The organism is Bifidobacterium platyrrhinorum, from assembly GCF_010667645.1.
In the GTDB taxonomy this organism is placed as follows: domain Bacteria; phylum Actinomycetota; class Actinomycetes; order Actinomycetales; family Bifidobacteriaceae; genus Bifidobacterium; species Bifidobacterium platyrrhinorum.
In genome coordinates this window covers 288,964-308,792 of record NZ_WHZV01000001.1, presented here as the reverse complement: position 1 = coordinate 308,792, position 19,829 = coordinate 288,964, and the positions used below count along the sequence as shown (strand labels likewise).

General features: G+C 68.4%; 16 protein-coding genes. 10 read left to right on the top strand and 6 right to left on the bottom strand.

All coding sequences use genetic code 11. The features are described from left to right. Nucleotides 1-80 precede the first annotated feature (80 nt). Entirely contained in the window at nt 81-1,031 is a 951-nt protein-coding gene (locus tag GFD21_RS01195) for an aldose 1-epimerase family protein (protein WP_163196090.1), read from the top strand. Between the two features lie 128 nt (nt 1,032-1,159). Next, nucleotides 1,160-1,234: a 50S ribosomal protein bL37 gene (locus GFD21_RS11375; RefSeq protein ID WP_003817083.1), complete on the top strand. Its 75-nt coding sequence runs from the start codon at nt 1,160-1,162 to the stop codon at nt 1,232-1,234. Nucleotides 1,235-1,363: 129 nt separating this feature from the next. Here the strand turns inward: GFD21_RS11375 and GFD21_RS01190 are convergent, their stop codons facing one another. After that, entirely contained in the window at nt 1,364-1,660 is a 297-nt protein-coding gene (locus tag GFD21_RS01190) for a hypothetical protein (RefSeq protein WP_163196089.1), read from the bottom strand. Next, on the bottom strand, nt 1,657-2,379 hold the full coding sequence (locus GFD21_RS01185; protein ID WP_163196513.1) for a sigma-70 family RNA polymerase sigma factor: 723 nt from the start codon (nt 2,377-2,379) through the stop codon (nt 1,657-1,659). The genes GFD21_RS01190 and GFD21_RS01185 overlap by 4 nt, the downstream gene beginning before the upstream one ends. Before the next feature lie 276 nt (nt 2,380-2,655). On the opposite strand from GFD21_RS01185, the gene GFD21_RS01180 reads away from it, so the two are divergent. The 4 genes from GFD21_RS01180 to GFD21_RS01165 all read left to right on the top strand — a co-directional run bounded on the left by GFD21_RS01180 (nt 2,656) and on the right by GFD21_RS01165 (nt 8,039). Next, nucleotides 2,656-4,236, top strand: a complete 1,581-nt coding sequence (locus tag GFD21_RS01180; RefSeq protein WP_163196088.1) for a UDP-N-acetylmuramoyl-L-alanyl-D-glutamate--2,6-diaminopimelate ligase — start codon at nt 2,656-2,658, stop codon at nt 4,234-4,236. 134 nt (nt 4,237-4,370) lie between these two features. Then, complete coding sequence (locus GFD21_RS01175; RefSeq protein ID WP_163196087.1) at nt 4,371-5,945, top strand: UDP-N-acetylmuramoyl-L-alanyl-D-glutamate--2,6-diaminopimelate ligase; 1,575 nt, start codon at nt 4,371-4,373, stop codon at nt 5,943-5,945. Nucleotides 5,946-6,060: 115 nt separating this feature from the next. Beyond that, nucleotides 6,061-7,305 (top strand): carboxylate--amine ligase, encoded by a 1,245-nt coding sequence (locus tag GFD21_RS01170; RefSeq protein WP_163196086.1) that lies wholly within the window; start codon nt 6,061-6,063, stop codon nt 7,303-7,305. Then, complete coding sequence (locus GFD21_RS01165; protein WP_163196085.1) at nt 7,302-8,039, top strand: aspartate/glutamate racemase family protein; 738 nt, start codon at nt 7,302-7,304, stop codon at nt 8,037-8,039. The genes GFD21_RS01170 and GFD21_RS01165 overlap by 4 nt, the downstream gene beginning before the upstream one ends. A gap of 136 nt (nt 8,040-8,175) precedes the next feature. On the opposite strand, the gene smc is transcribed toward GFD21_RS01165, so the two are convergent. Together smc and GFD21_RS01155 are read right to left on the bottom strand one after the other, a co-directional pair. After that, on the bottom strand, nt 8,176-11,877 hold the full coding sequence (gene smc, locus GFD21_RS01160) for a chromosome segregation protein SMC (RefSeq protein ID WP_163196084.1): 3,702 nt from the start codon (nt 11,875-11,877) through the stop codon (nt 8,176-8,178). A gap of 14 nt (nt 11,878-11,891) precedes the next feature. Continuing rightward, a complete protein-coding gene (locus tag GFD21_RS01155) occupies nt 11,892-13,448 on the bottom strand; it encodes a bifunctional folylpolyglutamate synthase/dihydrofolate synthase (RefSeq protein WP_163196083.1) in 1,557 nt (518 codons plus the stop codon). A gap of 513 nt (nt 13,449-13,961) precedes the next feature. Here GFD21_RS01155 and GFD21_RS01150 point away from each other — a divergent pair. Next, complete coding sequence (locus tag GFD21_RS01150) at nt 13,962-14,207, top strand: hypothetical protein (RefSeq protein ID WP_404801540.1); 246 nt, start codon at nt 13,962-13,964, stop codon at nt 14,205-14,207. Between the two features lie 127 nt (nt 14,208-14,334). Here the strand turns inward: GFD21_RS01150 and GFD21_RS01145 are convergent, their stop codons facing one another. Continuing rightward, nucleotides 14,335-15,168 carry a nitrilase-related carbon-nitrogen hydrolase gene (locus GFD21_RS01145; RefSeq protein ID WP_318643710.1) on the bottom strand — a complete coding sequence of 278 codons (834 nt, stop codon included), beginning with the start codon at nt 15,166-15,168 and terminating at the stop codon, nt 14,335-14,337. A gap of 91 nt (nt 15,169-15,259) precedes the next feature. Next, on the bottom strand, nt 15,260-16,450 hold the full coding sequence (locus tag GFD21_RS01140) for an SWIM zinc finger family protein (RefSeq protein ID WP_163196081.1): 1,191 nt from the start codon (nt 16,448-16,450) through the stop codon (nt 15,260-15,262). Nucleotides 16,451-16,645: 195 nt separating this feature from the next. On the opposite strand from GFD21_RS01140, the gene GFD21_RS01135 reads away from it, so the two are divergent. The 3 genes from GFD21_RS01135 (at nt 16,646) to GFD21_RS01125 (ending at nt 19,777) form a co-directional block, all read left to right on the top strand. Further along, nucleotides 16,646-17,494, top strand: a complete 849-nt coding sequence (locus GFD21_RS01135; RefSeq protein WP_191996824.1) for an aldo/keto reductase — start codon at nt 16,646-16,648, stop codon at nt 17,492-17,494. An 84-nt stretch (nt 17,495-17,578) separates the two neighbouring features. Beyond that, on the top strand, nt 17,579-19,180 hold the full coding sequence (locus GFD21_RS01130) for an aminopeptidase P family protein (RefSeq protein WP_163196079.1): 1,602 nt from the start codon (nt 17,579-17,581) through the stop codon (nt 19,178-19,180). Nucleotides 19,181-19,258: 78 nt separating this feature from the next. Then, complete coding sequence (locus GFD21_RS01125) at nt 19,259-19,777, top strand: NUDIX hydrolase (protein WP_163196078.1); 519 nt, start codon at nt 19,259-19,261, stop codon at nt 19,775-19,777. The last annotated feature ends 52 nt before the right edge of the window (nt 19,778-19,829 follow it).

The following is a 19,829-nucleotide window of genomic DNA, read 5'->3' as shown; positions in this document are numbered from 1 at the left end:
CAAGGGGCTAGACTGGTGGATGTTAGCGATAACGCACGTTATCGGACACCACACAACATATTCACTCTGGAGTGAGATATATGGCAAAGAACCTTCCCCCGCGCACGGGGCAGCAGTACACTATCAGCCACGGCGACTACGAGGCGGTCATCACCGAGCTGGGCGCGACGATGCGCAAGGTCACCTACAAGGGCAGGAACGTCATCGTGCCGCTCGGACCGGACGACCCGGTCACCTGCTGCCACGGGCAGCTGCTCGTGCCGTTCCCGAACCGCATCGCCGGCGGCGTCTACACCTTCGAGGGCAAGGAGTACACCCTGCCGATCGACGAGCACGACCGCAACACCGCCATCCACGGCTACGGCTACCGCGCCTACTGGAAGCTCGAGTCCCTCACCGAAAGCTCCGTCACCCAGTCGTGGCGCGTGCCGTTCCTGCTCGGCTACCCGTTCGACGTGGTCGTCACCGCGACCCACGAGCTCACCGACGACGGGCTGAAGATCACCGTCGAGGCCTACAACAACGGCGACGTGGACGCCCCGTGGGCCCTCGCCATCCACCCGTGGCTCGACAACGGCTTCAACGGCTACGGCGACGAGATCGACGGCCACAACGCGCAGTGCACGCTCACCGTGCCCGCGCGCACGCACGTCACCGTCGACGGGAACCTCATCCCGACCGGCACCGAGCCGGTGGACGGCACAAAGTACGACTTCCGCGAACCGCGCCTGCTCACCGAGCAGCCGTACGACGACGCGTGGACCGACGTCGAGCACGCCGCCGACGGCACCGCCACCGCCGTCTTCCACCGCCCCGACGGCCTGACCGTCCACGTGGGCGGCGACGAGACGGTCACCTCCTTCCAGGTGTGCACCGGCACCGGCTTCCCGGCGTTCCAGCACCCGGCGGGCACCGCGGTCGAACCGCAGACCGCCTACGCGAACGCGTTCAACACCGGCAAGGACCTCATCGCGATCAAGCCCGGCGAGACCAGCGTCACCAAGCTGTTCATCAGGGCCGAAATCGACTGATTCCCGGGTTCCACGGCACGCGCCGCGAACCGCGCGGGGGCATCCGCCCGAAACGCGGTTTGCGGCGCGTCCTTGTCCTGTGGCATAATGCCGGAGGCTTATTTATCTTTCCAGTAAAGGAGTCCATCATGGGCATGCGCGGACGTAAGCGCAAGGATCGTCGTAAGAAGGCCGCCAACCACGGCAAGCGCCCCAACGCCTGATTCTTGTCTTCTCAAAGACGCGGAAAACCCGCCTGAGCCGTTCGGCCGGGCGGGTTTTCACATATCCGGGCCGTCGTCGGCCGGGCGTCCCCGGACCGCAAGGCCCGGGGACGCCCGGCCGACGACGCGTCACCGTTCGCCGCAGCAGTGGTCAAGGCATTCCCTGAGCCGCTCCCTGAGGCATTCGGGAGCCGTTTCGGGCCTGAGGTAGGCGCGCAGCGCGGCGATCATCGCCCGTTCGCGTTCCGAACAGCAGGTGGAGGGGTCGAAGCACTCCCCCGCCGTGGGTTCCTGCGCCCGATCGGCCGGCTCCGCGCCGACGACACGCGTCTCGGCGATGCGCACCTCGGTGCGGCTGACCGTCCCGTCCGACGACGCCCGGGTGATGGAGATGCGGCTGACGCGCCCCACGGATCGCTCGTTCATGACATCTCCTTTCCCCGCCCCCCGGCGGCGCGACGCGGCGACGCGCCGCGGCCGGAGGGACCATCGTCTCCATTATCGCCGGAAACGCCGGCGGCGCGACGCCCTCCGACGGACTTCGCCGTGGGTGAACCCGGGCCGTCCCGCGGCGCCGGCGGCCTCGGACCGTAGCCGTGCTCCCGGGCGTATTCGGCGAGTTCGTGCTTGAGCTGCGTGCGGGCGCGGTTCAGACGGCTCATCACCGTGCCGATCTTCACCCCCTGCTCGTCGGCCACCTGCCGGTAGGTCTTGCCGTCGATCGCCGTGTCGATGAACACCTGCCTGCGTTCGGGCGACAGTTTCGCCAGCGCCCGCATGATCTCCTCGGGGGCGAACGCGTCCAGATATTCGTCCTCGGCGGATTTGAGCCCGTCGGAGGAATGCTCGGAGGCCTCGTACAGGTCCCAGTCGTCGTATTCGCCGCTGGTGTCGTTCGCCCGCTGCGGGCGGCGCTTCGCCTTGGCGTACTGGTTGAAGTAGGCGTTGCGTTCGATGGTGGTCATCCACGCCTCGAAGTTCGTGCCGGGCGTGAACGAATCGAACGCCTTGAACCCCTTCTCGAAGGTGTCCTGCACCAGGTCCTGGGCGTCGTCCGGATCGTTGGTCAGTCTCATGGCCTGGCGGTACAACGCGTCGAGCGCGGGCATGGCGAGCTTCTCGAAGCGCGCCCGACGCCCCGCCATGGTCTCTTTCGTCTCGCTGGTCACGGTTGCCCATTGTAATCTCCCGCACGCGGGCGTCACGCGAGGGAATCCGCGTGCATGCACCGCATCCGCGTGTACGCACCGCGTATATATACTGAATGCATCGCGGGCAAGCCCAAGGAACCTTCCAGAAGACGTCCAGATTCGTCGCCCACAGTGGGACGCGCATCGCAACGAAGGCTCCCGCCGGCGCCAGGAGGCGCGGGAACCCCGACCCACAGGCGCGGGAAGCGCCGATGAAAGGAAGCACCACCGATGTCCCTGACGCTGAATGCCGCGGCGGCACTGCTCGAACGCCACCACCTGCTGCGCGAGGTGATCCACGACGGACGCTGGTCGAGGTCCGCGGCCCACGTGGCCGGCGCGGACGAACCGGTCCGCGAGCTCACCTACGACACCCGCAGGGTCGGCCCGGGCGCCATGCTGGTGTGCAAGGGACGCTTCCGCGCCGAGTTCCTCGACGGATGCGACGAACGGGGACTGGCCGCCTACGTGGCCGAAACGGACATGTCCGGCCATACGCGGGCGCCGGGTCTCATCGTGGACGACGCCCGCAAGGCGCTGAGCCTGCTCGCCGCCGAGTTCTACGGCCGTCCGCAGGACGGGCTCACCGTGATCGGCATCACCGGCACCAAGGGCAAGACCACCACCGCCTACTTCACGCAGGCGGTGCTCAACGCGCATTCCGGCGACCGTTGCGCGCTGTTCTCCTCGGTGGACAACTGCCTGGACGGACGCACCTACGTCGAATCGGACCTCACCACGCCGGAGTCGCTCGACGCGTTCCGCATGATGCGCGAGGCGGTCGACAACGGCATGCGCTATCTGGTCATGGAGGTCAGCTCCCAGGCCTACAAGGTGAACCGCGTCTATGGCCTCACCTTCGACGTGGGCGCGTTCCTCAACATCTCCCCCGACCACATCAGCCCCATCGAACACCCCACGCTCGAGGACTACCTGCGTTGCAAGCGCCTCATCGTGGACAACAGCCGCGCCCTGGTGCTCAACGCGCGCACGGACCACGTGGATCTGCTGCGCGAGGACGCGGCCGCCGCCGGCGTGCCCGTGACCGAATTCGCGTTGCTGGGCGCCGCCCCCGACGCGGCCGCGCCGACGACCGGCGAAGGACCGGCGACCGCCGCGGTGGCATGGCCCGCCGACGCGACGCACGACGCCTATGCGATGCGGCTCGACGGGCGGGACCTAGGCGGCTACCGCCTGAGCCTGGCCGGGGATTTCAACTACGAGAACGCGCTGGCCGCCGTGGCCATCGCGCACGCCGCCGGGGTGCCGGCCGACGAGGCGGGCGCGCTGCACGCGATGGAGGCCACGCGCGTGTCCGGCCGCATGGAACGCTACCGCGACGCGGCGAGCGACACCGACGTCATCGTCGACTACGCGCACAACCACACCTCCGTCACGGCGCTGCTCGACTTCGTCGACGCACGGTACGCCGGCAGGAACCCGTTCATCACACTGGTGGCGGGATCGGCCGGCAACAAGGCGTTCGACCGCCGTCAGGAGATCGTCGAGGCGGCGCAGGACCGCATCGCCCGGTTCGTGTTCACCGCCGAGGACACCGACACCGAACCGTACGAGGACATCTGCCGCGACATGCTCTCCCACGTGACGAACGGGAACGTCGCCACCGACACGATCATCGACCGCGTCGCCGCCATCACCGACGCGTTGGAGGACGCCCGCGCGCATCCGGGGCGCACGGACGTGGTGCTCGTCATCGGCAAGGGCCACGAACGCTGGATCAAGGACCGCAACAGGCACGTGCCGTACGAGGGCGACGACCAGGTGGTCGAACGGCTTCTGGCGGCGCGCTGAGCCCTCCCCCGCCACGCGCCCGCGCCCCGGCCGGGGGCCCTGCCACGGGCGCACGCGGCGGGCGATGGTGGAGTAGTATCGTGCGGTGACGCCCGCGAGACCCGCGTCGCCACACGATACTAGGGAGAGAAGCTATGCCCACCACGACTTCGCCGCTGAGCCTCGCCTCCGCGGCCAAGCTGTTGGAAGACCATCATCTGCTGCGCGAGATCATCGCCGGGGACGTCTGGACCATGGACGCCACGGCGTTGCCCGGCGCCGACGCGCCGATCCCGGCCATCACGTACGACACCCGTCAGGTGCGGGAAGGCACGCTGCTGTTCGTCAAGGGCCGCTTCAAGCCCGAATTCCTCGACGGCATCGACGGGCGCGGTCTGGGCGCGTATGTGGCCGAAACCCCCTACGCCGACCGCACGAAGGCGCCGGGCCTCATCGTGGAGGACGTGCACAAGGCGATGAGCCTGCTGTCCGCCGAATTCTTCGGCCGCCCGCAGGATTCCCTGACGATGGTCGGCATCACCGGCACCAAGGGCAAGACCACCACCGACTACTTCACGCACGCCATCCTCAACGCCTACTCCCACGGCCACGCCGCGATGATGAGCTCGATCGCCGTGTGCCTCGACGGGCGCACGTGGACGCCGTCCGCGCTCACCACGCCGGAGTCGCTCGACGCGTTCCGCATGATGCGCGAGGCGGTCGACAACGGCATGGAATACATGGTCATGGAGGTCAGCTCGCAGGCCTACAAGGTGAACCGCGTCTATGGCCTCACCTTCGACGTGGGCGCGTTCCTCAACATCTCCCCCGACCACATCAGCCCCATCGAACACCCCACCTTCGAGGACTATTTCCGCTGCAAGCGCCGCATCGTCGCCAACTCGCGCAGGCTCGTGCTCGGCGCCGACTGCGACCATGCGGACCTGCTGCTGCAGGACGCGAAGGCCGCCGGCACGCCGGTGGGGACCTTCGCCCTGCACGACCCGGAATCCGGCCATACGACGCCCGCCGACGTGACCGTCGCGCCGGATCCGTCAAGCAAGACCGGCATCCGTGTCTCCTGCGACGGCGAGACCCGCGACTTCACACTGGACATGCTCGGCGAGTTCAACTTCCTCAACGCTGACGCGGCAATCGCCATCGCGCACGCCGCAGGCGTGCCGTTCGGGGACCCCGCGATGGGCGCCGTCGAACGCGTGCAGGTGCCGGGGCGCATGGAGCGCTTCGTCGGGGCGGACGGCCTGCACGTCTACGTCGACTTCGCCCACAACTACATGTCCACCAAGGCGCTCGTCGACGAGATGATGCGCGTGTACGGCGAGAAGGCCCCGCGCATCACGGTGGTGGCCGGATCGACGGGCGGCAAGGCCATCGACCGGCGCAAGGGCATCGTCGACGGCGCGCTGGGACGGGCGGAATCATTCATCCTCACGACCGACGACCCGAACTTCGAGGATCCGCACGCCATCGCCGAGGAGATGGCCTCCTACGTGACCGACCCGAAGGCCGAGGCGAAGGTCGTCGTCGACCGCGTGCAGGCGATCGCCACGGCCATCGGCGAGGCGAGGGAGAGCATCGCCCGCGACGGCAGGTTCAACATCGTGCTCGTCATCGGCAAGGGGCACGAGACGCGCAACATCATCGACGGCAAGGCCGTGGCCTGGCCCGGCGACGCGGCCGTCGTGCGCCGCGAACTGGGCCTCGGCTGAGGCCTGGGGCCCGAAGGCCGGTCCGGGACGCGCCGCACGCCGTCCCGGACCGTCGCATCCATCGCAATCACCGCAATCATCCGACCGCGGGCACCCGCGGAGTAAGGTGGCATCCATGACCCGATTCCAACCGATCCTGCTCGGCAGCGACATCAACGTGTACGGCATGGCCCGCGCGTTCCACGAGGAGTACGGCATCGTCTCCGACGCCTACGCCTACTTCCAGCTGAGCCCCACCAAGTTCAGCAAGATCGTGAACGTGCACATCGTGCCCGACTTCGACAATTTCGTGACCTTCCGCGACTTCATGCTGCATCTCGGCAAGCGCATGAAGGCCGAGGACCCGGGGCGCACGCTGCTGCTCATCCCCTGCGGCGACGTGTACGCGAACCTGCTCAGCCAGTGCGGCGACGACCTGCGCAAATACTTCGTGTACAACACGCTCGACATCCGCCTGTCGCGCGAGCTCGCCTACAAGGCCACGTTCTACAAGCTGTGCGAGAAGTACGGTCTGCCGCATCCGAAGACGAAGACCGTGACCGCCGAGGACGTGAAACTCGGCGCGTACAAGGACCTGCCGTTCGACTACCCGGTGGCCATGAAGCCCGCGAACTCGGTCGAATGGCTCGACATCGACTTCGAGGGCCGCCGCAAGGCGTACATCTTCGAACGCCCGGAGGAGCTGGACACGATGATCCGCCGCGCCTACGACGCCGGCTACAAGTCCGAGATGATCATCCAGGACTTCATCCCCGGCGACGACTCGCGCATGCGCGTGCTCAACGCGTACGTGGACCAGCACCATCGCGTGCGCATGATGTTCCTCGGCCACCCGCTGCTCGAGGACCCCTCCCCCGTGGCCGCCGGCAACTACGCGGCCATCATCCCCGACTTCAACCAAGGCGTGTTCGACCGCATCAAGGCGTTCCTCGAGGACATCGGCTACGAGGGCGTCGCGAACTTCGACATGAAGTACGACGAGCGCGACGGCGAGTACAAACTCTTCGAGATCAACCTGCGCCAGGGCCGCTCCAGCTACTTCGTGACGCTCAACGGCTTCAACCTGGCGAAATACTTCGTCGACGACCTCGTCGAGGACACGCCGTTCGACGGGAACACCGTGTTCGGCCGCGGCTCGAAGCTGTGGCTCGAGATCCCGCGCTCCATCTTCACCGACTACGTCGCCGAAGGCGAGGACAAGGCCCGCGGCACGGCGATGCTCAAGGCCGGCGACTGGGGCACCACGCTCGAGTACTCGAAGGACATGAACCCGCTGCGCTGGCTCATGATCCGCCACATGTTCTCGATCTACAAGAAGAGCTACGCCAAGTATTTCAAGCAGAAGGGCGCCCTGAAGTGAGACGACCGTTCTTCGCCGTGCTGGGAGGCATGGGTTCGCTGGCCACGGAAAGCTACGTGCGTCTCGTCAACGAGGGCACGCACGCGCATTGCGACCAAGAATACCTCGACTACGTCGTGTTCAACGACGCCGCCGTGCCGGACCGCACCGCGTTCATCACCGGCCAGTCGGACGACGACCCGTTCCCGGTGATCGCCGACGACATCGAGAAGGCGACCGCGATGGGCGCGAGCTTCATCGTGCTCACCTGCAACACGGCCCACTACTTCTACGACCACTTCCAGGCGCTCACCCCCGTGCCGATCCTGCATATGCCGCGCGGGGCGGTCGTGCGCCTCGCCGAGTTGTATCCGCATGCGCCTTCGGGCACGTGCGAGCGCGTCGGATTCCTCGGCACGCTCGGCTCGCGCGCCGCGGGCGTGTACCGTCAGGCGGTCGAGGAGGCGGGATACGAGTTCGTCGAGCCGGACGACGCGCTGCAGGAGCGCATCACGTCGCTCATCTACGACGACGTGAAGGGCACCGGCGGATTGAACCTGGAACGCTACGAGTCGGTGCTGCGCGACATGCTCGACCCGTCCGGCCCGGTGCGCGCCGACGCGCTGATCCTCGGTTGCACGGAGCTCTCCGTGCTCAACGAGGCGTTCCCGATGCCGCAGCTGCCGCTGGTGGACGCGCAGGCCGTGCTGGTCGACGACACCATCGCACGCGCCAAGGCGCTGCGCGGGGCGTAGGGTCCCGCCCATGCGCATATGACGAGGGGGTGCGGTTCATTTCATTGGAATGAACCGCACCCCCTCGTCGTACCGTCGCCCCTTCGTCATCCCGTCCATGCGCGGCACGGCCCGATGACGAAGGCCGCGCAACCGGTCAGGTGGTCGTGTCACGGTCCGCGGCCCCGGGCCGTTCCATCCGCTGGCTCACCACGGCGGTGACGCCGTCGTCGCGCATCGTCACGCCGTAGAGCGCGTCGGCGATGGCCATCGTGCGCTGCTGATGCGTGATGACGATGAGCTGGGCGCGTTCACGCAACCGCTCCAACGCATTGATGAGCCTCGTGAGGTTCACGTCGTCCAGCGCGGCCTCCACCTCGTCCATCACATAGAACGGGCTGGGACGCGCGGTGAAGATGGCGAACAGCAGCGCCAGCGCGGTCAGCGACCGTTCGCCGCCGGACAGCAGGCTCAGCTGGCGCACGCGCTTGCCCGCGGGGCTCGCCTCCACGATCACCCCGGTGGAGAGCATGTCGGACGGGTTCTCGAGGCGCAGGCGCCCGGTGCCGCCGGGGAACAGCGTGGCGAACATCGACTCGAACGCCTTGGCCGTGTCCTCGAACGCGGACCGGAACACCTCGACCATCGTGGAGTCGAGGTCTCCGATGAGCCCCATAAGGTCGTCTCGCGACTTGGCCACGTCGTTGCGCTGCTCGTTGAGGTAGCGGTTGCGCGCCTCGAGCGCGTCGTATTCCTCGGTGGCCAAAGGGTTGACCTTGCCGAGCGCCGCGAGGTCGCGCTTCGCCTTCTCGAGGCGCTGGCGCTGCTCGTCGCGCACGTACGGCACGGTCCGGTAGGCGGTCGCGGCCCCGCCGTGCGTCTCCCCCGGCCCATCCGCCGGACAATCGTCGCCGCCGTCCAGGGGGATCGGGTTGCCGGAGGCGTCGAGCACCGGCACCGGCAGGTCCGGACCGTACTGTTCGGCGAGCTCCTCCAGGGTCATGCCGAGGTCGTCGCTCACCCTGCGCGTGATCTGTTCGCATGCGGCGGCGAGCCGCTCGCGGTCCACGTCGAGCGCATGCTCGCGCGCCGTCAGTTCGCCGGTCTTCGGTTCGATGCCGTTGCGCCGCTCGCGCAGCGCCTTCAGTTCGGCGCTGTGGTCGGACGCCTCGGCCTGCAGGCGTTCGCGCCGGGCGACCACCCGTGAGACCGCCGCATCGACCATCGCGGCCGCCTCGCGCGCGTCGGCGGCGATGCGATTCGCATGCGCGGCCTGCTCGCGTCTGGACGTGTTCAGCTCCTCGATGCGGGCGCGCCGTTCACGCGCCTCCTTCGCGTTGCCGCGCAGCAGCACGGCCTGGCGCGTCAGCGACTCGGCCCTTCTGCTCGCCTCCGTCCACGCGATCTTCGTGGCGACCTCCTGATCGCGGGCCATGCCCAACGCGGATTCGAGATCCCGTTCGCGCGCGGACAGCTCGTCGGAATCGGCGCGTCCATGGCCTGCGTCCTCCGACGCCTTCAACGCCGCGTGCAGGTCGTCGAGTCGGGAACGGTGCGAGGACCGTTCCTCCCCGATCGCCGCCATGCGTTCATCGAGCATGGTGAGTTGGCGGTCGAGGTCGGCGAGACGCTTCACGGCGGCCTGCGTCGAGCGTTCGGCCTGTTCCGCCTTGAGGCGTGTCTCCGTGCGTCGGCGCGTGATGGCCTCCACCGCGCGCGACGCCTCGTCATGCGACCGCGTCACCTCCTCGACGCGGTGGGCGATCCGTCCGAGCCGTTCCGTGAGCGAGGCGGCCTCATGCAGGGCCTTGTCGCGGCGCGCCGCCAACGACAGGTCGCTTCGCGAGGGCGCCGAGTCCCCCGCGGCGGCCACGCCGGCCGAGAACACCTCGCCGGCCTTGGTCACGGCGCGGAAGGGCGCCCGGGACGCGTCGCCGGAGACGATGCGCTGGGCCTGCAAGGCCGTCGCGACGGCGACGGCGTCGGCGAGCAGGACACGCACCGCGCCGACGACGCGGCGGGCCAGCGCGGCGTCCGGCGCGGACGGGTTCGCGCCGACCATCGACGCAAGCGGCGTCGGTGTGCCGTCGTCGGCGGGAACGGCGCCGTCATCCGCGCCGATGCCCGCGCCGGGCACGTCATCACGCACGTCGGCGGCCGTGTCCAGGGCCCTGATGACCGTGGCCCTGCCGAGACGGTCCTCCCGGGCGCGTTCGAGCGCATGCAGCATGTTGTCCTCGCCGGGCACGACGAGGGCGCCGGCGTACCGGCCGAGCGCGTGGGCGACGGCGTCCTCCCAGCCTTCGGCCACGTGGATGAAATCGGCGAGACGGCCCAATGCCTCCACGCCCGCATCGGATTCGAGCGAGCCGGACGCGTTGCGGGAGTCCAACGTGTCCTTCAGCGCCTCGGCCTTGGCCTCGAGCGAGATGATCCTCGACTGCGTGCCGCGCCGCTCCTCGAGCAGGGCATCGAGCGCGGCGCGGCGTTCGGCGAGCAGGGCCCGGGCCTCGTCCAGCGCGCCGTCGTCGCCGTCCACGGCGTCGGCCTCGCCGCGCAGACGGTCCAGTTGGGCCTTCGTCTCGTCATGCTGGGCGGCCAGCGACACGCGTTGCGCGGCGAAATCCCTGGCGCGGCTTTCGCACAGTTCGACGGCGGACTCCTCGCGGGCGACGAGCTCGCGCAGACGGGCGACGCGGGCGTCGCGCTCCTGCGCGGTCCGGCGCAGTTCGGTGAGGGTCTGGCGTATGGCGGCGAGCCTGCGCTCGTCTCCGGCGCGCGCCTCCGTGGCCTTGTCGAGCGCGATGCGCGCGTCGTCCACGGCGGCCGACTGCGCCTTCGCCTGCGACTCCAGCTCGCCGGCGCGACGGTCGAGGATGTCCGGGTCCTCGCCGGGATGCTCCACGACCTGGCTCAGCAGCGAACGGCCGCGTTCCTCGGCGATCGAGGCGAGCGAGGCGAAGCGTTCGCCGAGCTGCGTGAGGTCGCGCCACGAACGGTCGGCCCGGTCCATCGCCGGGGTGCCCTTGCTCGCCTGGGCCTCCACCTGGTCGATGCGCACCTTGACCTGCGCGAGCTCGCGCCGCGCGGCGGACAGTTCGCCGCGCACCCTCGTCAGATCCGCATGCACCTCGGCGCGGGCGCGCATCGCCTGGGCCGCATCGTCCGCGTACAGTCGCGCCTGCGCGTCGCGCAACGATATCCGGATGGCCTCGGCTCGGCGCGAGATGCGGGCCTGACGGCCCAGCGGCCCCAACTGCCGGTGGATCTCGCCGAGCAGGTCGTCGAGCCTGTTCAGGTTGGATTCCGTGTTGGCGAGCTTGCGCAGCGCACGCTCCTTGCGCTTGCGGTGCTTGAGGATGCCGGCGGCCTCCTCGATGAACGCGCGGTGGCCGGACGGATCCGCCCGGAGGATCCGGTCGAGACGCCCCTGGCCGACGATCACGTGCATCTGCTGGCCGAGACCGGTGTCGGAAAGCAGCTCCTGGATGTCGAGCAGGCGGCATGGCGTGCCGTTGATCGCGTATTCGGAGCCGCCGTTGCGGAAGATCGTGCGCGAGATCGTGACCTCGGCGTAGTCGATGTCCAGCGCATGGTCGGCGTTGTCGATGGTCAGGCTCACCTGCGCGCGGCCGAGGGCGGGTCGCGTCGAAGTGCCGGCGAAGATCACGTCCTCCATGGACGCGCCGCGCAGGTTCCTCGCGCCCTGCTCGCCCATCACCCAGGTGAGCGCGTCCACGATGTTCGATTTGCCGGAGCCGTTCGGACCGACCACGGCGGTGATGCCCGGTTCGAAGCGCAGCGTGGTCGCCGAGGCGAACGATTTGAAGCCGCGCAGCGTCAGTTCCTTGAGATACACCCCTTGGTCGTCCTTTACTCGGCCTTGTCGGCGGTGTCGGTGCCGGCGCTTGCGTCGGTGCCGGCGGAGGGCCGCTCCTCGCCGCCGAACAGACCTCCGAGCACGTCGGCGTCGCCATCCTCGTCGGCGTCGCCGTCGTCCGGCTCGACGACCGGCTGGTGGATGCTCATCGCCTTGGCCATGACCGGGCTCGCATGCTCCTTGAGCATCTCGCGGGCGTCGCCCGCGGTGACGAAGCTGCCGCAGATGAGCACGCCGTGCCCGTAGCCGACGCCCAGCTCGTCCGCCTCGTCGACGAGGTTGACGGCGGTCTGGATCGCGTCCGGCAGTTCCGGCTCCTTGATGACGCGGTCGCGCCCGAACACGCCCACGGCGATCCTCTCGAGGTCGTCGGCGGACATGACGCGGTCGCGCCACGAGTTCTCGGTGACGACCACCTGGCTCAGGACCGGTTCGAGCACGCCGAGGTATTCCTCGACCTGCTTGTCCTCCATCATGGCGATCACGCCGACCAGCTGTTCGAAGTGGTAGTTCTCCTCGATGGCGGCGCGCAGCGATTCGGCGGCGTTCACGTTGTGGCCTCCGTCCACGATGATCGTCGGCGAGGTGCGGATCTGCTCGATGCGGCCCGGGATCCTCACGCTGGAGAGCGCCTCGGCGACGATGTCGCCGTCCAACGCGCCGGAGACGGGGATCACGGCCTCGCAGGCGGCGAGCGCGGAGAGCGCGTTGTGCGCCTGGTGCTCGCCGAACTTGGCGATCGGCACCTCGGTGTACGTGCCGAGCGGCGTGGACAGGGTGGCGACCTGGCCGCCGACGGCGGGCATGCGGCTGACGACCTCCATCTCGTAGCCGTCGCGCACGAGCTTCGCATGGTTGCGTTCGGCGGCCGCCTCGATGATCGGCATGACGGCCTCCTCGTGCGGCTGGGGGCCGATGACGGCCGTGCAGTCGGGCTTGATGATGCCGGCCTTCTCGGTGGCGATCTCCTCTACGGTATTGCCCAGCCACTTCATGTGGTCCATGTCGACCGGGCCGATGATCGCGGCGTCCGCGTCGAGCACGTTGGTGGCGTCCCAGGCGCCGCCCATGCCGACCTCGACGATGGCCACGTCGACCGGGGCGTCGGCGAACTTCCAGATGGCCATGGCGGTGAGCACCTCGAAGAAGCTCATGCGCGGCTTGCCCTGCTCCTCCATCTTCCGGTCGACGAGCGCGACGAGGTCCTTGATCTGGTCCCATGCGTCGATGAAGTCGTCGTCGGAGAGCTGCTGGCCGTCGATGGCGATGCGCTCGTTGACCTTCTCCAGATGCGGGGAGGTGTACAGGCCGGTGCGCATGCCGTAGGCGCGGCAGATGGCCTCGGCCATGCGCGCGGTGGACCCCTTGCCGTTGGTGCCGGTCACGTGGATCACGCGGAAGGACTCCTCCGGGTGGCCCAGCACGTCGAGCATCAGGTTCATGCGGTCCAGGTCGAGGTTCGTGGTGTTGTGCTCCGGCGGGCGGCTCATGATGTCCAGCTCGACGTCCCTGATGGTCTCGTTGTTCCTGTTCGGATGCTCGAATGACATGGTTCCTGTGCTCCTGCTTGTTCTTCTGTGCCGTTGCCGTGCCACGGCCGGTATTCCGGCGGGGTTCCGCCTGCGGCCGGGGCTCCCGGACGGGAATCCTCCCGACGGCGGTTCCCATTCGGGTGATCTCCCCATCCGGGTGGGTTCCCCGTCCGGTCCGGCCGTATGGCCTTCACATGCCCAAACCCCACAATGATAGCCGACCCCCTGTCGTCATATGCCATCCGTTCGCCGGCCGCTCATCACCGTCGGCACCGCGCCAAGGACGGCACGCAACCGACGCTCAACCCCCTCCTGGCGTCACCGTTCCTCCAACCATGGCATGGAAACGACGCGGGGCGGCCCTCAAACGGAGGAACCGTGCCAACCTTGGCATGGAAACGACGGGGAAAGACATACTCGCCAACGACAGCACCAACCAACCCGATGCCGGCGATCATTGACATCCCCGCCACTAGATTGGAGATCCGAGGAGGCATGCGGCACATTCCATTCCGGGCAAGGAGCGACGATATGAGGTATTTCACCACCGACACGCATTTCGGGCATCCGCTGGTGAGCGTGCTGCGCGGATTCGCGAGGTTCGACCCCGGCCGCACGCGCTATGCCGCGCTGCTCGCCGATCAGGGGCGCAAGGCCACCGAGGATTGGGCGAAGGGCGTCGGCTCCTCTACGGGCACACGCATCAGCTCACGCCCGACGGCGCACGCCCGGAGGCGCTCAACGTGGGTCTCGACGCGTGGGGTCTCGAACCGGTGAGCGAAATCCGGGTCGCCGACTGGTTCCACGGGCATGACGGCGCCACGCCCCGTACCACCCATCTCGATATGCCGACGGACGGAAGGGACCGAAAAGACCGGATGCCGGACGTGGAACGGACCGGGGACTAGGCCAGGGCCGGGTCGGCGAAACGGCGGTTGGCGAGGACGGGAAGCTCACGCCGTGCGGCGGCAAGCGTATCGCGTCGGAGTCCGGCGGTGATGAGCGCCGGCTGCGGGCCCGCCGCGGCGACGACTTCGCCGAGCGGGTCGATGACGCGGCTCAGGCCGATGGTCCTCGCCCCTGTTCCGCTGCATGCGAGCACATAGCAGGTGTTCTCCAACGCGCGGGCGGCGGCCATGACCTCCCAGTGGCGTTCCTTGCGCGGGCCACGCACCCATGCGGCCGAGACCGCGATCGCGTCGGCGCCGCGCACGGCCAGCGAGCGCGCCGTCTCGGGGAACCGCAGGTCGTAGCAGGTCATCACGCCGATGCGCCACCCGTCGACGTCCACGATCGGGGGAAGCATGTCGCCCGGTTCGACCGTGTCGGATTCGCGTTCCGCGAACGCGTCGTACAGGTGGAGTTTGCGGTAGGTCGCGGCGATCCCGCCGCCGCGGATGACGACGAACACGTTGGACACCCGCCGTCCCGCGGCCTTCGGCCCGTCCGCGCCAGCTCCACCCGCCCCCGGCACGTGCACGGTGCCCATCAACGTGATGCCATGCCGTTCACCGATACGGCGCAGCCCCGTGACGAACGGCCCGTCCAACGGCTGCGCCATGCGCGCCGTATACGACGGGTCCCCGTCGTCGCGCGCGACCAGCCCCTCCGGCAGGAGCAGCAGCCGTGCGCCGCCTTCCGCCGCACGCCGCGCATATCCCTCGATGGCCGTGAGATTCGACGCCGGATCCTTCACCACCGCGAACTGCGCGACCGCGATCCTGAGCACGTCGTTCACTGCGCCGTTCCTGCCTGGACGTTCCATACCACGGCATTATTCCACGGCTTCCCGTCCACGATGCCGGTGCCGGCCGTGGGAAGCGGTGCCGTCAGGGCCTCGATACGGCCCCGACGGCACCGTTCATGCGTGCGCAGGCATCGTGTTCGTCGACGAGATATTCGGACAGTTCGTGACGCAGATTCATGCGCCGCGGGAACATGCCGATGATCGACGTACAGATCGCCCGGGCCTCGTCATAGCCGTACGCGGATTCGATTCGACGGATCCACCGGCCCACGCGGCCGACGGATCGCGTGCCGTCGTCCGCGTAGATGTCCGAATCCGAATCATGCAGGGTCTCCAGCAGCCGGTGTTTCGCCATCCACGCGCATTCGGGGTCCCACGCGATGACGTCCAGCATGCGCATCATCACGTCTCTGGAGTTGTCGTCGGCGTACAGGAACGCCGCTTCGGGCAGGCGCTCCTCGCGCAGCAGCCGTTCGTACGCGGGGTTTTCCAAGCCTTCGGGCAGGTCGCACCCGTGCCGCTCATACAACGCCACGATCATGTCCCGGTCCTCGCGCCAATGGTCCCCGCTGAGACGCCGCAGCCTCCCCACGTATGTGGATTCCGGATCGGTACGGGCGATGAGGATGTAATACGCGTACAGCCGGCGCAGGCCCTTTTCGTCGTGGAGGTGCTCGTACGCGGCCTCCAGCAGGGTCAGCCACGCATGGGGCAGTTCGTCCAGACGCGTCGGCGACATGCCCGGCGACATGGACCGCATGGCCCCCGATGCCGGACCGCCGCGGCCGGGGCCCTTCTCCCTCGAAGCGGTCATGAAGGAATGGGCCAGCATGCCGTCCAGATCCGGCAGACGGTACATCTTCTCCAGGAGAATCCGGACCGTTCTCCAGTCCATCTCCTTCATCCTTCCGCGGCCCGGGAATTCGTTCCCGAGATATTCCTCAACGCACCGCGACGCCTCCCCCGGGAAGATCCCCTCCGGTTCCCCCGCATGGCGCGACCCCGCGTCCATCGCGAACATGACGCCGGCGACATGCTTGCAGTAGGACGTGTTCCGGCGGGCGTACGGGCAGGTGCATGCGGCCGAGACCAACCTGCCGTGGCGCAGCCTCACATCGACCTGGTAGTCCTCGGATCCTCGCACCACGGCGTGCCAGAGCCCGCCCGCGACCTCCTCGGGCCGGTCGACCCTGCCGGCATCGTAATACGCTTCGCCCCGATCAAGCATCCTGGGCTCGAACAGGGAGTGGAAATCATCATCCATATGGCACATCGCGGCACCTCCTTGGCGACCATCATCACCGCAGGCGACGGGAACCGGTAGATATCTACCGGAAATCGCAGCGATTGGGCGTGTCGTGAATCCCGGGGCGCGGACGGCCGGACGCGCGTAGAGTTGGTGGGGATGCGGCGGATCCGCCCGCACCATACGACCATATGACCAACGAAGGGAACCATCATGGCAACATTGCTCGATCCTCCGGCCATCCCCGTGCGCCGCGCGCATGACGGGCTGGAACTGCCGGCCATCGGCTTCGGCACGTACAAGGTGAACGGCTTCGCCGGCGTGGAGGCGATCAGGTCGGCGCTCGAGGTCGGCTACCGTCTCGTCGATTCGGCGTTCAACTACGAGAACGAGGGCGTGGTCGGCAAGGCGATCCGCGAATCCGACGTGCCCCGCGAGGACATCATCGTCGCCTCGAAGCTGCCCGGGCGCCACCACCGGTACGACCAGGCGCGCGCGACCATCGAGGAGTCGGTGGCGCGCATGGGCCTCGACTACATCGACCTCTATCTCATCCACTGGCCGAACCCGTCGCAGGGGCAGTTCGTCGAAGCATGGCAGGCGCTCGTCGACGCACAGAAGCAGGGCGTCGTCAGGCACATCGGCGTGAGCAACTTCCTGCCGGGCCACATCGACCTGCTCATCCGCGCCACCGGCGTGACGCCCGCGGTCAACCAAGTGGAGCTGCACCCGTTCTTCCAGCAGGACGAGCAGCGCGCCTACGACGAGGCGCACGGCATCATCACCGAGGCGTGGAGCCCGCTGGGACGCGCCAACCAGATGCTCAAGGACCCGACGGTCACACGCATCGCCGCCAAGCACGGCGTCTCCCCCGTCGCCGCGATCCTGCGCTGGCACATCCAGCTGGGCGACGTGGCGATCCCGAAGTCGATGCACCGCGAACGCCAGCGCGCGAACCTCGACCTGACCGGATTCGCGCTCGACGAGCAGGACATGCGCGACATCGCCGCGATGGACAATCCGGAAGGCTACACGTTCGGCCAGAACCCGCGCTGGCACGAGGAGGACTGACCCGATCCGTCGCCCCCCGGGTTCACGCCGGGGGGGCGACTAGGATGGGAGCGGTAACAGGACCATCCGTCAAGGAGTGCATACATGGGTGAAGTGGTCACCGACAAGGACAGGGAGTACGAGGCCGAGGAACGCGCGAGCGCGCCGGGCCCGGACCAGGCGATGAGCGACCGTGTGAACAACCGTTCGCTGCGCCCGCGGTCCGAGGCGTTCAAGGAGTTCATGCGCTCCGGCTGGGCGGGCGACGAGCCCGACATCGAGCCGCTGGAATCCTCGAAGTTCACGCCCGCGCGCCTGAAGGCCCTGGGCGCGGCGTTCCCCGGCGAACGTCTGGTGATCCCGGCCGGGCAGCCCAAGGTGCGCAACAACGACTGCGACTACATGTTCCGCCCGGACACGGCGTTCGCCTACTACACGGGCCTCGGCGTGGACTACGAGGCGGGCGCGGTGCTCGTGCTCAACCCGGTCGACCCGGATTCGCCGGAGGCGAAGGCCGGCGAGACGCACGTGCCGGAGCTGTTCGTCGCCCCGCGCGCCGACAACTCCACCACCGATTTCTTCATGAACGCCCATTACGGCGAATACTGGGTGGGGCCGCGCGCCGGCCTCAAGGAGATGGCGGCGATGACCGGCATCGAGACCCATGACATCGCCCAGCTGGCCGACGCCCTATCCAAGGACGTCGGCGGCGAGGCGGGCGCGGTGCGCGTGCGCGTCATGCGCGGGACCGACCCGCAGGTCACCGCGCTCGTCGAATCCGTGCGCGAGGCGAACGGCGCGGCCGACCCGGACCGCGACGCCGCCGCGGACGACAAGCTTTACGAGTTCACGTCCGAGGCGCGCATGGTCAAGGACGCGTACGAGATCGGCGAGATGCGCAAGGCGGTGGCGGCCACGAAGGCGGGCTTCGACCGTCTGCTCTCCTCGCTGCCGAAGGCGCTCGACAAGCCGCGTTCGGAGCGCATCCTCGAAGGCGCGTTCAACGCGGTGTCGCGCGAACTGGGCAACACGGTCGGCTACGACTCGATCGTCGCCTCCGGCCCGCACGCCCCGATCCTGCATTGGATGCGCAACACGGGCGTGGTGAGGAGCGGCGACATGCTGCTCGTCGACGCCGGCGTCGAGGTCGATTCGCTGTACACGGCGGACATCACCCGCACCTTCCCGACGAACGGCAGGTTCACCGACCTGCAGAAGCGCCTCTACCAGGCGGTGCTGGACTCCCAGCAGGCCGGGTTCGAGGCGGCGAAGCCGGGCGCCACGTATTCGGACATCCACCACGCCTGCATGCGCGTGATCGCCGAGCGCTTGCATGAGTGGGGGCTGCTGCCGGTGGACGTGGAGGAGTCCCTCTCCCCCGAAGGCCAGCAGCACCGCCGCTGGCTCGCCTGCGGCGTGGCGCACCATCTGGGCCTCGACGTGCACGACTGCGCGCAGGCCCGTTTCGAGTCCTACCAGGGAGCGCCGATCCGCCCGGGCATGATCTTCACGATCGAGCCGGGCCTGTACTTCCGCGAGGACGACCTGCTCATCCCGCCGGAGTACCGCGGCATCGGCATCCGCATCGAGGACGACGTGCTCATGACCGAGGACGGCCCCGAATGGATCTCCGCCGGCATCCCGAAGCAGATCGACGACGTCGAGGAATGGATGCGGAGCCGTGAAGCGGCCAGTCCGGTGGACTGACCGTAGGCGACGCCGAACGGCGACAGCCGTGAGGAGACATGGCAGCGCGCGAAGCGCTCAGTTAGTGAAGGAGCACATATGACCCCGCAGTTCATCCTCGACCTGAGGAAGAAGATCGGCCACGATCCGCTGTGGCTGATCGGCGTGACCGGTTGCTTGCTGGACGGCGATGGCCGCGTGCTGCTCGGCCGCCGCTCGGACACCGGCGAATGGGCGATGGTGTACGGCATCAACGAACCGGGCGAGCAGCCGGCCGACACGGTGGTGCGCGAGATCAAGGAGGAGACGGGCGTGGACGCGGTCGTCACCGATCTGGTGGCGGTCACCTCGGACACGCGCGTCATCACCTACGCGAACGGCGACAACGCGCAGTACATGGACCATTCGTTCCTGTGCGCGTTGAAGCCGGGAGGCAACGCCGAACCGTTCGTCGGCGACGACGAAAGCCTGGCCGTCGGCTGGTTCGGCCTGGACGACCTGCCCGAGCCGCTGGCGCGGAGCACCGTGGAGCGTCTGGCCTTGTTCCGCACGTATATGGCGAACAAGGCGAAGGGGGACGCCCACGCGCTGTTCGTCTTCGACGGCGAGCGCCGCTGAGCCGGCTCCCGCCGGAGGGGCGGTCTTCCGGCCGGGTGCGAAAAAGGACCGT

What these genes read in the sequence shown, in the direction of transcription:
- GFD21_RS01195 (WP_163196090.1), top strand. Translation starts at nt 81, where the DNA reads ATGGCAAAGAACCTTCCCCCGCGCACGGGGCAGCAGTACACTATCAGC.
- GFD21_RS01190 (WP_163196089.1), bottom strand. Translation starts at nt 1,660, where the DNA reads ATGAACGAGCGATCCGTGGGGCGCGTCAGCCGCATCTCCATCACCCGG.
- GFD21_RS01185 (WP_163196513.1), bottom strand. Translation starts at nt 2,379, where the DNA reads ATGGCGGGGCGTCGGGCGCGCTTCGAGAAGCTCGCCATGCCCGCGCTC.
- GFD21_RS01180 (WP_163196088.1), top strand. Translation starts at nt 2,656, where the DNA reads ATGTCCCTGACGCTGAATGCCGCGGCGGCACTGCTCGAACGCCACCAC.
- GFD21_RS01175 (WP_163196087.1), top strand. Translation starts at nt 4,371, where the DNA reads ATGCCCACCACGACTTCGCCGCTGAGCCTCGCCTCCGCGGCCAAGCTG.
- GFD21_RS01170 (WP_163196086.1), top strand. Translation starts at nt 6,061, where the DNA reads ATGACCCGATTCCAACCGATCCTGCTCGGCAGCGACATCAACGTGTAC.
- GFD21_RS01155 (WP_163196083.1), bottom strand. Translation starts at nt 13,448, where the DNA reads ATGTCATTCGAGCATCCGAACAGGAACAACGAGACCATCAGGGACGTC.
- GFD21_RS01150 (WP_404801540.1), top strand. Translation starts at nt 13,962, where the DNA reads ATGAGGTATTTCACCACCGACACGCATTTCGGGCATCCGCTGGTGAGC.
- GFD21_RS01140 (WP_163196081.1), bottom strand. Translation starts at nt 16,450, where the DNA reads ATGTGCCATATGGATGATGATTTCCACTCCCTGTTCGAGCCCAGGATG.
- GFD21_RS01130 (WP_163196079.1), top strand. Translation starts at nt 17,579, where the DNA reads ATGGGTGAAGTGGTCACCGACAAGGACAGGGAGTACGAGGCCGAGGAA.
- GFD21_RS01125 (WP_163196078.1), top strand. Translation starts at nt 19,259, where the DNA reads ATGACCCCGCAGTTCATCCTCGACCTGAGGAAGAAGATCGGCCACGAT.